Origin of the sequence: Janthinobacterium sp. Mn2066, assembly GCF_049319705.1 — a bacterium.
GTDB lineage: Bacteria > Pseudomonadota > Gammaproteobacteria > Burkholderiales > Burkholderiaceae_D > Janthinobacterium.
Genome location: NZ_JBMOUF010000006.1, coordinates 192,716 through 205,295, shown reverse-complemented (window position 1 = coordinate 205,295; position 12,580 = coordinate 192,716). Strand labels below are relative to the sequence as shown.

14 protein-coding genes, 1 tRNA gene and 1 pseudogene are annotated in these 12,580 nt (G+C 55.8%); 15 read left to right on the top strand and 1 reads right to left on the bottom strand.

The features are described 5' to 3' along the window. Positions 1-23: 23 nt before the first annotated feature. Positions 24-860: a bifunctional DNA-formamidopyrimidine glycosylase/DNA-(apurinic or apyrimidinic site) lyase gene (gene mutM / locus ACL9RI_RS13480; protein ID WP_422727080.1), complete on the bottom strand. Its 837-nt coding sequence runs from the start codon at positions 858-860 to the stop codon at positions 24-26. A 176-nt stretch (positions 861-1,036) separates the two neighbouring features. Between mutM and ACL9RI_RS13475 the strand changes: the two genes are divergently transcribed. The 15 genes and pseudogenes from ACL9RI_RS13475 to ACL9RI_RS13405 all read left to right on the top strand — a co-directional run bounded on the left by ACL9RI_RS13475 (position 1,037) and on the right by ACL9RI_RS13405 (position 12,551). Continuing rightward, positions 1,037-2,806 (top strand): tetratricopeptide repeat protein, encoded by a 1,770-nt coding sequence (locus ACL9RI_RS13475; protein WP_422727079.1) that lies wholly within the window; start codon positions 1,037-1,039, stop codon positions 2,804-2,806. A 107-nt stretch (positions 2,807-2,913) separates the two neighbouring features. Beyond that, the gene (locus ACL9RI_RS13470; RefSeq protein WP_422727078.1) at positions 2,914-3,555 is read left to right on the top strand and encodes a lipoprotein insertase outer membrane protein LolB; all 642 of its coding nucleotides are present in this window, start codon (positions 2,914-2,916) and stop codon (positions 3,553-3,555) included. Beyond that, the gene (gene ispE, locus ACL9RI_RS13465) at positions 3,552-4,436 is read left to right on the top strand and encodes a 4-(cytidine 5'-diphospho)-2-C-methyl-D-erythritol kinase (protein WP_422727077.1); all 885 of its coding nucleotides are present in this window, start codon (positions 3,552-3,554) and stop codon (positions 4,434-4,436) included. The genes ACL9RI_RS13470 and ispE overlap by 4 nt, the downstream gene beginning before the upstream one ends. A 79-nt stretch (positions 4,437-4,515) precedes the next feature. Continuing rightward, a tRNA-Gln gene (locus ACL9RI_RS13460) sits at positions 4,516-4,592 on the top strand. Positions 4,593-4,743: 151 nt separating this feature from the next. Further along, positions 4,744-5,694, top strand: coding sequence for a ribose-phosphate pyrophosphokinase (locus ACL9RI_RS13455; protein WP_183680727.1), 951 nt, complete (start codon positions 4,744-4,746; stop codon positions 5,692-5,694). 164 nt (positions 5,695-5,858) lie between these two features. Continuing rightward, positions 5,859-6,464, top strand: a complete 606-nt coding sequence (locus ACL9RI_RS13450) for a 50S ribosomal protein L25/general stress protein Ctc (protein WP_422727076.1) — start codon at positions 5,859-5,861, stop codon at positions 6,462-6,464. Positions 6,465-6,590: 126 nt separating this feature from the next. After that, a complete protein-coding gene (pth, locus tag ACL9RI_RS13445; protein WP_422727075.1) occupies positions 6,591-7,175 on the top strand; it encodes an aminoacyl-tRNA hydrolase in 585 nt (194 codons plus the stop codon). A 224-nt stretch (positions 7,176-7,399) separates the two neighbouring features. Further along, positions 7,400-8,491 carry a redox-regulated ATPase YchF gene (gene ychF / locus ACL9RI_RS13440; protein WP_422727074.1) on the top strand — a complete coding sequence of 364 codons (1,092 nt, stop codon included), beginning with the start codon at positions 7,400-7,402 and terminating at the stop codon, positions 8,489-8,491. 371 nt (positions 8,492-8,862) lie between these two features. Continuing rightward, entirely contained in the window at positions 8,863-9,420 is a 558-nt protein-coding gene (locus tag ACL9RI_RS13435) for a hypothetical protein (RefSeq protein ID WP_422727073.1), read from the top strand. 3 nt (positions 9,421-9,423) lie between these two features. Continuing rightward, entirely contained in the window at positions 9,424-9,801 is a 378-nt protein-coding gene (locus ACL9RI_RS13430) for a hypothetical protein (protein ID WP_422727072.1), read from the top strand. A gap of 10 nt (positions 9,802-9,811) precedes the next feature. After that, positions 9,812-10,261, top strand: coding sequence for a hypothetical protein (locus ACL9RI_RS13425; protein WP_422727071.1), 450 nt, complete (start codon positions 9,812-9,814; stop codon positions 10,259-10,261). A 24-nt stretch (positions 10,262-10,285) separates the two neighbouring features. Then, positions 10,286-10,558, top strand: a pseudogene (locus ACL9RI_RS13420) (DUF933 domain-containing protein); the annotation flags it as partial. Between the two features lie 161 nt (positions 10,559-10,719). Continuing rightward, on the top strand, positions 10,720-10,965 hold the full coding sequence (locus tag ACL9RI_RS13415) for a type II toxin-antitoxin system Phd/YefM family antitoxin (RefSeq protein WP_422727070.1): 246 nt from the start codon (positions 10,720-10,722) through the stop codon (positions 10,963-10,965). After that, positions 10,962-11,348 (top strand): type II toxin-antitoxin system VapC family toxin, encoded by a 387-nt coding sequence (locus ACL9RI_RS13410; protein ID WP_422727069.1) that lies wholly within the window; start codon positions 10,962-10,964, stop codon positions 11,346-11,348. Before ACL9RI_RS13415 ends, ACL9RI_RS13410 begins: the two co-directional genes overlap by 4 nt. 108 nt (positions 11,349-11,456) lie before the next feature. Continuing rightward, positions 11,457-12,551, top strand: a complete 1,095-nt coding sequence (locus ACL9RI_RS13405; RefSeq protein ID WP_422727068.1) for a type II asparaginase — start codon at positions 11,457-11,459, stop codon at positions 12,549-12,551. Positions 12,552-12,580: the final 29 nt, after the last annotated feature.

Here is a 12,580-nt window from a genome sequence, read left to right as displayed (position 1 = left end):
TGCGAATGAGCTACTCTTGAGCGCTACTTTTGACAGTTCACACAATAAAACGTCGAGCGCTGGCCCTGCACGATCTGGCGTATCGGCGCGCCGCACACGCGGCATGGCTTGCCTGTGCGGTTGTACGTGAAATACGTTTGCTGGAAATAGCCGGACTGGCCATTGACGCCGATGAAGTCGCGCAAGGTGCTGCCGCCCTGGACGATGGCTTCGGCCAGCACGTCGCGGATCGCCTGCGCCAGTTTTTCATAGCGCGCCAGGCCGATGCGCCTGGCCGGCGTCTTCGGGTTGATCCCCGCGCGGAACAGGCTTTCGGAACAATAGATATTGCCTACCCCGACCACGATGTCGCCCGCCAGCAGCACCTGCTTGATGTTGGTATTGCGGTTGCGCGTTTTCTCGAACAGCAGCTGCCCCGTAAAGCCGCCTTCCAGCGGTTCCACGCCCAGGCCGCGCAGCAGCGCGTGGCCATCGAGCGGGCCGTCGGCCTGGTCATGCCACAGCACGGCGCCAAAGCGGCGCGGATCCGTCATGCGCAGCACCTGGCTGCTGCCGTCGGCGTCTTCCACCACCAGGTCGATATGGTCGTGTTTTTGCGCTTCGGTTTCTGGCGGCAGCACGCGCAGGTGACCCGACATGCCCAGGTGGATGATCAGACTACCGTGCTGGAAGTGGATCAGCAGGTATTTGCCGCGCCGTCCCGTCAGGCCGATGGTCTGGCCCGACAATTGTTCGCCCAGAGCAGGGGGGAAGGGCCAGCGCAGGCCATCGCGGCGCAGCACGACGGAGCGCACGGTGCGCCCTTCGATATGGGGCGCGACACCGCGCCGTGTGACTTCGACTTCTGGCAATTCTGGCATAGGACTCGACAATGAAAACAGCAGGGTTGCGGGCATATCGCCGGCTGCGGCCCGTGATGGCGATATCGCGTATCGTTAACTCGCTTATTCTCGTATATATTTCGTTACATACGTGAAGTACGCGATCTACGCGTTGGGCGTAGAATCAAACTTTGCCGTTTAGCCAGGATCAGCCTTTGAAAAACGCTTTCGCCATTGTAACCTTGTCCGCCCTGATGGCCACGCATGCCATGGCGCAGACACCAACCGCGCCTGCCGATGCCCCGGCAGGTACTGCTACAGGTGCGCCTGCAGCGGCGCCGGATGCTGCCACGGGCGCAGCGCTACCGAATGTCAATCTGAGTAGCGACTTGCTGTACAAGCTGACCAAGGCGGAGCTGGAATTCAAGAATGGCCAGTGGCAGGGGCCGTATGTGACCATGATGGTGGCGGCGCAGCAGACGCGCGATCCGCGCCTGGCGCGGCGTGCTTCCGAAATGGCGCTGGCGGCAAAGCAGGGCAATGAAGCGCTGGCGGCGATCCGTCTGTGGCGCGAACTGGCGCCTGATTCCGACGAGGCGACGCAATTCTTCCTCGGTTTTGTGGTACTGACGGACCGTATCGAAGAAGCCGAACCGATCTTCGCCCAGCGCCTGGCAAGTGCGCCACCGGGTTCGCGTGGCGTGGCGCTGTTCCAGATGCAGCAAATCCTGGCACGCGCAAATGACAAGCTGTATGCGTATTCGATGATGTCGCGCCTGACCGAACCGTATCTGGAGATGTTCGAGGCACATCTGGTGCGTGCGCAGGGCGCCCTGATGATAGGCGAGCGTCCGCGCGCCATCGACGAAGCCAGCAAGGCCTTGCAGATGAAGCCCGCCTCCGACCTGGCGGCGCTGACCCTGGCGCAGGTGAGCGGCGATACTGACGCTGCCAGCAAGGTACTGGCTGCCTTTCTGGACAAGAATCCGAACAGCATCGACGTGCGCTCTGCCTACGCACGCCTGCTGGTCGAGCAAAAACAGCTGCCGGCAGGGCGCGATCAATTCCTGCTGCTGCTGAAAACCCAGCCTGACAACGCGGCCGCCCTGTATGCGCTGGGCATCATTACCTTGCAGCTGGACGACACCAAGGGCGCCGAGCAGTATTTCAAGCGCTTCCTGGCCGTGCTCGATAAATCGCCTGACGATACGCGTGATCCATCGAAGGCCCTGATGATCCTGTCGCAGATCGCCGAGACGCGTGGCGATACGGCGGGCGCCATCGCCTGGCTGGACAAGGTAGACAACCGCGATTCTCCCGGCTACTTCGACGCCCGTTTGCGCCGCGCGCAGCTGATCGCCCGCAATGGCGACCTCGATGCGGCCCGCAAGGCGCTGACGGAAATTGCAGTCGATGATCCCGCCAGCCAGGGGCAGGTGCTGCTGGTCGATGCGCAGCTGCTGCGCGACGCCGGCTACACGCAAAGTGCTTTTACGGTACTGGGCAGTGCCGTGACGCGTTTCCCCGACAATCCGGAGCTGCTGTACGACTATGCCTTGCTGGCCGAGCGTCTCGATCATACCGATGTGATGGAAGCGAGCCTGCGCCGCGTGATCGCGCTGGCGCCAGACAACCAGCATGCTTATAACGCGCTCGGTTACTCGTTTGCGGAGCGCGGCGTGCGCCTGCCGGAAGCGTATGCCCTGATCGAAAAAGCCTTGCAGATGGCGCCCGATGATCCTTTCATCATGGATAGCATGGGCTGGGTGCAGTTCCGCATGGGCAATCTGCCCGCCGCCGAAGAGGCGCTGCGCCGCGCCTACGCCTTGCGTGCCGATCCTGAAATCGCCGTCCACCTTGGTGAAGTGCTGTGGCAAAAAGGCGAGCAAGCGGAAGCCCAGAAGCTGTGGCGCGATGCACAGGGCAAGGATCCGAAAAACGAAGCCCTGAAAAGCACGCTGGCGCGCTTGAATGTCAGTTTGTAGTTTTTGAAACCCAACGGCATACTGCCGGGGTCAGACGGGGACGCCGAGTCCCGCCGGGTCTGACCCCAGATTTCGCTCTTGGGTTTTGTCACGTTGATTGGTCCTCTATGCCCAAACACCTCCTCCCCCTGACCATCGTCTGCCTGGCCCTCTCGGCCTGTTCCACCTTGCCATCCCCATTTTCGTCCAGCGCGCCGCCATCGGCCCAGACGGTGGCGCCGTACCGCGAGCAGGTGGAACTGACGGGCCGGCTGAACGTGACGTATCAAAAGAATGACCAGCCTGAATCGGCCACGGTCAATTTCAACTGGCAGCAAACGGCGCAGCGCACGGACGTGACCCTGTATACGCCGGTGGGCAGCACCCTGGCCACGATCGCCGTCACGCCGCAGGAAGCGGTGCTCACGCAAAGCGACAAGGCGCCGCGCCGTGCGCCCGATATCGATACCCTCAGCGCGCGGCTGCTGGGCTGGTCCTTGCCTGTGTCGGGTTTGCGCGACTGGCTGCAGGGCTATGCGGATGGCGCCGATGGCAAGCGTTTCGCCGCTTCGCCCCGGAATAACAGCGTGACGACGAAAGACGGCTGGCGTTTGCGTTATGTGTCGTGGCAAGATGTCGGGCAAAATACGGGCGGAAATACCTCGCCCCAACCGCGGCGTATCGATGCCGAACGCACTACCAGCGCCCAGGCCGACGCCGTGTCGCTGCGCATCGTGCTCGATCCCGCTCCATCGTCTCCAGCACAATGACACTGACTTCCCTGAATAATTGCCCTGCGCCCGCCAAGCTGAACCTCTTTCTGCACATCAACGGCCGCCGCGCCGATGGCTACCATTTGCTGCAAACGGTGTTCCAGCTGGTCGACCATGGCGACACCCTGCACTTTGCCCTGCGCGACGATCAGCTGATCCGCCGCAGCACCATCCTGCCTGGCGTGCCCGAAGAGCAGGACCTGATCATCCGCGCCGCCAGGCTGCTGCAAGCCGAAGTGTTGCGCCGTACGGGCGCCTTGCCGCGCGGCGTCGATATCGCCATCGACAAGGTCCTGCCCATGGGCGGCGGCCTCGGCGGCGGTTCCTCCGATGCGGCCACGGCCCTGATGGCGCTGAACCGTCTGTGGCAGGCCGGTTTGACGCGCGAAGAGCTGATGGCGCTGGGCCTGCCGCTGGGGGCCGATATCCCGTTTTTCATCTTTGGCGAGAACGCTTTTGCCGAAGGCGTGGGGGAAGCCCTGCAGCCCGTGGCGACGCCCGATTGCTGGTATGTGGTGATCGAGCCGGGCGTGCAAGTTCCCACTGCTGCAATTTTTTCTGCAGAAGGCTTGACGAGGGATAGCGAACCCGTCACAATAGCGGACTTTTCCAGGCACCTCACAAAAAGTAACAGCGTGAGCGGGTTTGGTAAAAACGATTTACAGCAAGTAGCAAGCAGTCTTTTCAAGCCGGTAGCAGATGCGGTAGAATGGCTGAGTGCTTACGGAGAGGCCAGGATGACTGGTTCCGGTGCTTGTGTGTTTGGCGCGTTTTCCAGTAGTGAAGAAGCAGATGCAGTGCTCAGCAATGTGCCCGATATCTGGATCGCCTGGAAAGCAAAAGCGCTGAGCCGCCACCCGATGCTCACCGTGTTGTAAGTAGTAAAAAAAGATTTTGCTTAGCTTCAAAATAGTCGGTATAATACCGGCCAACATGACAGCAAGCAGTCAGTTGCGTAGGGGAATCGCCAAGCTGGTTAAGGCACTGGATTTTGATTCCAGCATGCGAAGGTTCGAATCCTTCTTCCCCTGCCACCCGTTTCACCGTAGTCTGTCGATGCGAAGTTGGCGTCCAGTACGGGAAGCAAAAACATGATCCGCTACGCGGCCCATGCTAAACACAGACTGACCGGGCTACTGCCCGGTTAGTGCTTTCAAGACTACTCTATCACCTCTTGGGACTCCCATGGCTTACGAAAACCTGATGGTTTTTACCGGCAACGCGAATCCAGCGTTAGCAGAGGGGGTCGCAAAAAATCTCGGCATCCCTCTCGGTAAGGCAAACGTTTCGAAATTCTCCGACGGCGAAGTAATGGTCGAGATTAACGAAAACGTGCGCGGCAAGGATGTTTTTGTTTTGCAATCCACCTGTGCTCCAACCAATGACAGCTTGATGGAAATCATGCTGATGGTTGATGCTTTGAAACGTGCTTCGGCTGGCCGCATTACCGCCGCCATTCCTTACTTCGGCTATGCCCGCCAAGACCGCCGTCCACGCTCCGCGCGTGTTGCGATCTCGGCCAAGGTGGTGGCGAACATGCTGGAAGAAGCCGGTGTCGAGCGCGTCCTGATCATGGATTTGCACGCTGACCAGATTCAAGGTTTCTTCGATATTCCAGTCGACAACATCTATGCATCGCCTATCTTGCTGGGCGACTTGCAAAAGAAAAACTACCAGGATCTGCTGGTCGTGTCGCCGGACGTCGGCGGTGTGGTACGTGCGCGCGCCCTGGCAAAACGCCTGGGCTGCGACCTGGCCATCATCGACAAGCGTCGTCCAAAAGCGAACGTGTCGGAAGTCATGAACATCATCGGTGAAGTCGAAGGCCGCAACTGCGTGATCATGGATGACATGGTCGATACCGCAGGCACCTTGACCAAGGCGGCCGAAGTGCTCAAGGAGCGCGGCGCCAAGACGGTGGTGGCGTATTGCACCCACCCAGTGCTGTCGGGCCCGGCGATCGACCGTATTATCGCGTCGCCACTCGATGAACTGGTCGTCACCGATACGATCCCGCTGTCCGAAGCGGCCCTGGCCTGCGGCAAGATCCGTCAATTGACGTGCGCGCCGCTGCTGGCCGAGACCTTCAAACGCATCATCAAGGGCGATTCCGTAATCTCCCTGTTTATCGACTGATACGATAGACCGTAACAAACGTCACCTGCGGCGCGACCGGCTTTTTGCCTGTTGCGCCGCAGTGTTTTAGTTTTCGGGGCGCATCCGCGCCCATTTTCGAAGATTCCTGGTCGCGGGAGTCTTCATAACACAAGACGCAAGTCTTGTTCTTTTTGGAGTTTCACATGAAAGTTATCGCATTCAAACGCGAATTGCAAGGTTCCGGAGCGAGCCGCCGCCTGCGCACTTCCGGCCAAACCCCTGGTATCGTTTACGGCGGCGCTGAAGCCCCAGTACTGGTATCGCTGGACCACAACGCCCTGTACCACGCGTTGAAAAAAGAAGCGTTCCACTCGTCGATCCTGGATCTGGAAATCGACGGCGTTTCGCAACAAGTTCTGCTGCGCGACTTCCAAGTCCACGCATACAAACAACTGGTTCTGCACGCTGACTTCCAACGCGTTGACGCATCGCAACCTATCCACGTGAAAGTTGCTCTGCACTTCGCAAACGCTGACGTTTCCCCAGCAGTCAAACTGCACGGCGCAACCATCAGCCACGTTGCCAACGAAATCGAAGTAGCTTGCCTGCCAGGCCAACTGCCAGAATTCATCACCGTTGACCTGTCGAACATCGACGTTGGTCACTCGCTGCACATCGGCGACCTGGTCCTGCCAGCTGGCGTGACTGCTGTTACCCACGGCAACAACCTGACCATCGCTACCGCATCGGTACCAGCTGGCCACGTTGCTGCTGAAGCCGAAGCTGCTGCTGAAGCCGACAAGAAGTAATATTGCCGCCGCAGCAATGCGGCAGTGGCAAGGGAAAAACCCGTCAGGTTCACGCCGGACGGGTTTTTTTCTGCCTGTTATCACCGATAATGTTTTCATCGATAATTTTTCATTGCAGACAACATCATGCCCATACGCCTGATCGTCGGTCTCGGTAATCCCGGCCCCGAATACGAACAAACCCGCCATAACGCCGGCTTCTGGCTGGTGGACAACCTGGCCAACAGCTTGCCCGGCACCCGTTTGCAGCGCGATTCGCGCTACAACGCCATGCTGGCCAAGACTTCCATCGCCGGCAACGAAGTCTGGCTGCTCGAACCGCTGACTTTCATGAACCGTTCGGGCCAGTCGGTGGGCGCGCTGGCGCGCTTCTTCAAGATCGCCGCCGATGAAGTGCTGGTGGTGCATGATGAACTGGACTTGATGCCCGGTATTGCACGCCTGAAAAAGGGCGGTTCCGCCGGCGGCCATAATGGCTTGAAAGACATCACGGCCGCGCTGGGAACGCAGGATTACTGGCGCTTGCGCCTGGGTATCGGCCATCCGCGCAGCCTGAGCCTGCAGCAGCAAGTGGCCGATTTCGTGCTGCACCGTCCGCGCCGCGAAGACCAGGACCTGATTGACCAGGCCATCGAGAAGTCGCTGCAAGTATTGCCGCAGATCGTCGAAGGCAAGTTCGAAGCGGCGACGATGAAGCTGCATACGGCCTGATACCGGGCTGATACCAGCAAGATGCGCCTGTGTTGGCGCCATTTGCCCATCATCAGGCTTTTGTCGCGCGCATAGCAAGGGTACAATGGACGCCTGATATGCGGCGCACCACGCAGCACATGCACTATTCCCGGAAAACGATGCGCGTACGCTCCGTTTTCCCTAACAGCACGGCAAGCACGCCGATCAACGGCGCCATGTGCTTTGATTATTAAAGGTTTTTCATGAGTCTCCAATGCGGTATCGTCGGCTTGCCGAACGTCGGCAAGTCCACCCTGTTCAATGCACTGACGAAAGCCGGCATCCCGGCTGAAAACTATCCGTTCTGCACCATCGAGCCGAACGTCGGCGTGGTTGAAGTGCCGGATCCACGCATGGCCGCACTGGCCGAGATCGTCAAGCCGGAACGCATGGTCAATGCCATCGTCGAGTTCGTCGACATCGCCGGCCTGGTCGCGGGCGCGTCGAAAGGCGAGGGCCTGGGCAACCAGTTCCTGTCGCATATCCGCGAAACGGACGCCATCGTCAACGTGGTGCGCTGCTTCGAAGATGACAATGTCATTCACGTGGCCGGCAAGATCAGCCCGCTCGACGACATCGAAGTCATCCAGACCGAACTGGCGCTGGCCGACATGGGCACCGTGGAAAAAGCCATCCACCGCGAAAACAAGAAAGCCCGTTCGGGCGACAAGGACGCCGCCAAGCTGGTTGCCATCATGGAACGCATGATGCCTTACCTGAACGACGCCAAGCCAGTGCGCGCGATGGGCCTGGACGCCGACGAAATGGAATTGATCAAGCCTTTGTGCCTGATCACGGCCAAGCCAGCCATGTTCGTGGCCAACGTATCGGACACGGGTTTCACCAACAACCCGCTGCTGGACCAGCTGACCGAATACGCGAAATCGCAAAACGCCCCGATCGTCGCCATCTGCGCGGCGCTGGAAGCGGAAATCGCCGACCTGGACGATGCCGACAAGGAAGCTTTCCTGGCCGACATGGGCATGGAAGAGCCAGGCCTGGACCGTCTGATTCGTGCCGGCTATAAACTGCTGGGCCTGCAAACCTACTTCACGGCTGGTGTGAAAGAAGTGCGCGCCTGGACCGTACCGGTCGGCGCCACCGCCCCACAAGCAGCCGGCGTGATCCACACCGACTTCGAACGCGGCTTCATCCGCGCCCAAACCATCGCCTATGACGACTACATCGCCTACAAGGGCGAAGCCGGCGCCAAGGAAGTGGGCAAGATGCGCGCCGAAGGCAAGGAATACATCGTCAAGGATGGTGATGTGCTGAATTTCTTGTTCAACGTCTGATGTAAGTTTGATTGCGGGGATTTTCCTGCTTTAAGAAGAACCCGCTACGGCGGGTTTTTTTGTGCGCGTGAAGAACATTAGATTCGTTGAAGCGCATAATTTAGTACAGCGGCTACTCATCTGTTTGATACAAAAAATACTTAAGAATTTTTTTGGGATAGAAAATTAGAAGTCATGATTTTTATCTTGATTGTTAGGGATGATTTCCTTCTCTGCTGTTTTCTTAACTTAGGATGGTGATATTATAAAAATATGATATTATCTCAATGTAAAGAAATTTAATTTTTTTTGAGCGAGTCATGAGGATTGGTAGTCAATTAATATCCAAGATTGGCTTCTCCCTATGCTTCAAGAAGACAGGATACCGTCATATGATTAATATTGCGTTCAGGTTGTTGTTAACCTTTAATGCCACATCTTTACTGGTCATCATCTTCTTAGTCCAACAAAGCTCCACGCTTGGAGAACTTCTGGTTAATACGAGTTGTTCAGGGTGGTTTAGTAAATTGCCGAATACGGTGTCTTATTTTCTATATTTACTGATTCCATTGCTTTCCACAGGCTTAAGCCTTCTACTAAGTTCATGGCTTGGTAAGGACGGGTTCAAAGAAGGCGAGGTTGTCAGTATAGAGCATGCAAATAACAGTTTCTTACCCAGCTACCTAGGCTACTTTTTTGTTGCACTAAGCATTAATAGTTGGGAAACTTTGGTATTTGTCTACGCTATACTTTTTGTTTTTACATTCCTATCGCAGGCATTGTATTTCAACCCACTTTTTTTGATTTTCAATTATGAATTTTATAATGTAAAAACAAGAAATGGTACGGCAATTTTTCTGATTAGTCGTCAAAAATATAAAAAACCGGATGAAGTGGTCATTTCGACCGTTTTTAGAATTAATAACTACACGTTTATTGAAAGAGGGTAGGGAATGGATCATGTGCTAGCTAAGGTAAAAAGACTTATCAAAAAACCTTTCTTTAAGTTGATTTCAGATCATACTTTGTATGAGAATACTAACGTTGCCTTAGCTGCTTGCGTTCCTTATTCTGCTGATCATAACTTGGATGATGATTCGTGGTTCAAGGTGGAAAATTTTAGCCAACAGCCCTATTGTAGTATCAATTTTCTAAAAGAAGACTTCGACTCAAAAGACTACGATGATCTTAAAAAAGATCAGTTTAGTAGTATTGCGTATATTTTCTCTATTCAAGGAGATGATTTTTATTTTCAGAAAATAACTTCATCGCTTTTTATCAAAAAAAAAGATTCTGGCGTTTGGCGATTCGGCAGAAATAGAGGAAAGTAGTAATCGTCTAGTGATAAATGAACAGCCCGATGCCATTTATTTTAAAGTTGCAGATGTCTTGGTTTTTCGTAATTTGGCAGCTATTTCTGGAATTTTTAATGGAATTGATGTTTTATATAGGGAAGCTACACAACAGGAAACAGAAGCCTTCTTGCAGATAGAGTTTATCGAACTGAAAGATAATTACGATGTGAGTAAAGTTTCAAAGCCAAATCGGAAGCGTATTGCTCTGGCGATGGACTCTCTAGAAAAAATGTCAGCGCAGGATAAAGTAGATATCCTTGCTTATATTGGTGACTACTGTAAGCAGAAACTAAAATTTGATCAGGCGACCCAAAAATTTGAGATTTCCACGGACGATGAACTGAAACTTCTTCTTTACGGAGTTGAGCAACGTTTCTATACCACGCTATTCGGGCAGGAAAAAAGGCTTGCAAATTCTGTGCAACCAGTAAATTAAGTTCTACTTTGCTTACTTATCGGCTACAAACTGCTGGGCCTGCAAACCTACTTCACCGCTGGCGTGAAGGAAGTACGCGCCTGGACCGTGCCTGTGGGCGCCACCGCCCCACAAGCAGCCGGCGTGATCCACACCGACTTCGAACGCGGCTTCACCCGCGCCCAAACCATCGCCTATGACGACTACATCGCCTTCAAAGGCGAAGCCGGCGCCAAGGAAGTGGGCAAGATGCGCGCTGAAGGCAAGGAATACATCGTCAAGGATGGCGATGTGTTGAACTTCTTGTTTAACGTGTAAGTTTCCCCTAGTAAAAGCCAAAGCCGCGAAATTCGCGGCTTTTTCGTTTTTAAATGTACCGCTTTGCCAGGCTCAGGACTTGTTAAGCCCGGCTTGAAGGTACTTGCGTTGCCAGGTCAATACGAATAGACTAAGTGAACTTAGTTTAGTGAGGTTCAAAAATGTTGACTGTCAACATACACGAAGCCAAAACGCATTTATCGCGGCTCATCGAGCAGGCTGCAAAAGGCGAGTCCTTTATTATCGCGAAGGCTGGCCGGCCGCTGGTCAAGGTCATGGCACTCGATGCACCGGAGGCTGGCCAGGCGAAACGGCTGGGTTTCCTGGCTGGCCAGATCAGTGTGCCAGACGATTTCGACACGATGGGAAGTGCAGAGATTGCATCCTTGTTCGGCGGTGACGCGTGAAGCTGTTGCTCGATACGCATCTGCTGTTGTGGGCGGCGGGTGATCCGGGACGTTTGAGCACTGTTGCTCGCGCTTTGATTGAGGGGCCGGACAATGAGCTGTTTTTCAGCGCTGCCAGCCTGTGGGAAATCTCGATCAAGCGCGGTTTAGGCCGTTCTGATTTTCAAGTCGACACCCGGGTTTTACGCCGGGGTCTACTGGACAACGGCTACAACGAGTTGCCCGTCATCAGCGAACACGCCGTCGCCATTGAGGGCTTGCCATCTATCCATAAAGACCCATTTGACCGCATGCTTGTTGCACAGGCGACAGTTGAGGGCATCACCTTGCTAACGGCCGATGCCTTGGTTGCGCAATATCCGGGACCCGTGCGCGGGGTATAGCAGCCGGGTTTGCACTGTAGGGGGCAGATTAGGATTTCCCTTGCCATGGATGACATATAATTTGCGCACGACTTTGTTATCTTTGCCATATCCACGAACAGGAGCACCATGTTTTTACGCAAATTCCAATCGTGCGCACAGCTGATGCTGGCCACCTTAGTGATGAGTTTTGTCGCCACGGCGCCTGCGCGCGCCGAAGCAGTCGCCGCCAGATTGCCCAATGTGGTGATCCTGGCCACAGGCGGCACCATCGCCGGTAGCGGCGCCGACAGCACTACCACGGTGGGCTACACCTCGGCTACCGTGGGCGTCGACCGCCTGATCGCGGCCGTGCCGGAATTGAAGAAAGTTGCTAATGTAAAAGGCGAGCAAGTATTCCAGATCGCCAGCGAAAGCATGGGCAATGAACACTGGCTGACCCTGGCCAAGCGTATCAACGTGCTGCTGGCCTCGCCGGACGTCGATGGCGTGGTCGTCACGCACGGCACCGACACCATCGAAGAAACCGCGTATTTCCTGGACCTGACGGTGAAAAGCAACAAACCGGTAGTGGTCGTGGGCGCCATGCGTCCATCGACAGCCATTTCGGCTGACGGTCCGATCAATCTGTACAACGCCGTGTTGTTGGCGGGCAGCAAGGAAGCCGTGGGCAAGGGCGTGCTGGTGGCCTTGAATGACCAGATCAATGCAGCGCGCGAAGTGACGAAAACGAATACCTCGACCACCGATACCTTCAAGTCGACCGAGCTGGGCATGCTGGGCTATATCCAGGGCAGCAAACCGTTCTTTTATCGCCAGTCCACGCGCAAGCATACGGCGGACAGCGAATTCGATATCAGCAAGCTCGATTCCCTGCCGCAAGTGGACATCGTGTACGGTTATGCCAATATGAACCGCGTGGCCATCGACGCCTTCATCGCTGCCGGCGCCAAGGGCATCATCCACGCGGGCGTGGGCGATGGCAGCGTGGCGGCGCAAATCAAGCCAGCCTTGATCGAAGCGCGTCAGAAGGGCGTGCTGATCGTGCGCGCCAGTCGCGTGGGACAAGGCATCGTGGCGCGCAATGGCGAAGCCAATGACGACGAACTCGATAGTGTGGTGTCCGATACCCTGAACCCGCAAAAAGCCCGCATCCTGCTGATGCTGGCTTTGACGAAAACCAACAGTACGCAAGAGATCCAGCGTATTTTCTACACATATTGACGTATTTGCCAGGCCAGCGCCCGTCTGCC

Coding starts and splice junctions, on each gene's coding strand:
- mutM (WP_422727080.1), bottom strand. CDS start 860: ATGCCAGAATTGCCAGAAGTCGAAGTCACACGGCGCGGTGTCGCGCCC.
- ACL9RI_RS13470 (WP_422727078.1), top strand. CDS start 2,914: ATGCCCAAACACCTCCTCCCCCTGACCATCGTCTGCCTGGCCCTCTCG.
- ispE (WP_422727077.1), top strand. CDS start 3,552: ATGACACTGACTTCCCTGAATAATTGCCCTGCGCCCGCCAAGCTGAAC.
- ACL9RI_RS13455 (WP_183680727.1), top strand. CDS start 4,744: ATGGCTTACGAAAACCTGATGGTTTTTACCGGCAACGCGAATCCAGCG.
- ACL9RI_RS13450 (WP_422727076.1), top strand. CDS start 5,859: ATGAAAGTTATCGCATTCAAACGCGAATTGCAAGGTTCCGGAGCGAGC.
- pth (WP_422727075.1), top strand. CDS start 6,591: ATGCCCATACGCCTGATCGTCGGTCTCGGTAATCCCGGCCCCGAATAC.
- ychF (WP_422727074.1), top strand. CDS start 7,400: ATGAGTCTCCAATGCGGTATCGTCGGCTTGCCGAACGTCGGCAAGTCC.
- ACL9RI_RS13435 (WP_422727073.1), top strand. CDS start 8,863: ATGATTAATATTGCGTTCAGGTTGTTGTTAACCTTTAATGCCACATCT.
- ACL9RI_RS13430 (WP_422727072.1), top strand. CDS start 9,424: ATGGATCATGTGCTAGCTAAGGTAAAAAGACTTATCAAAAAACCTTTC.
- ACL9RI_RS13415 (WP_422727070.1), top strand. CDS start 10,720: ATGTTGACTGTCAACATACACGAAGCCAAAACGCATTTATCGCGGCTC.
- ACL9RI_RS13405 (WP_422727068.1), top strand. CDS start 11,457: ATGTTTTTACGCAAATTCCAATCGTGCGCACAGCTGATGCTGGCCACC.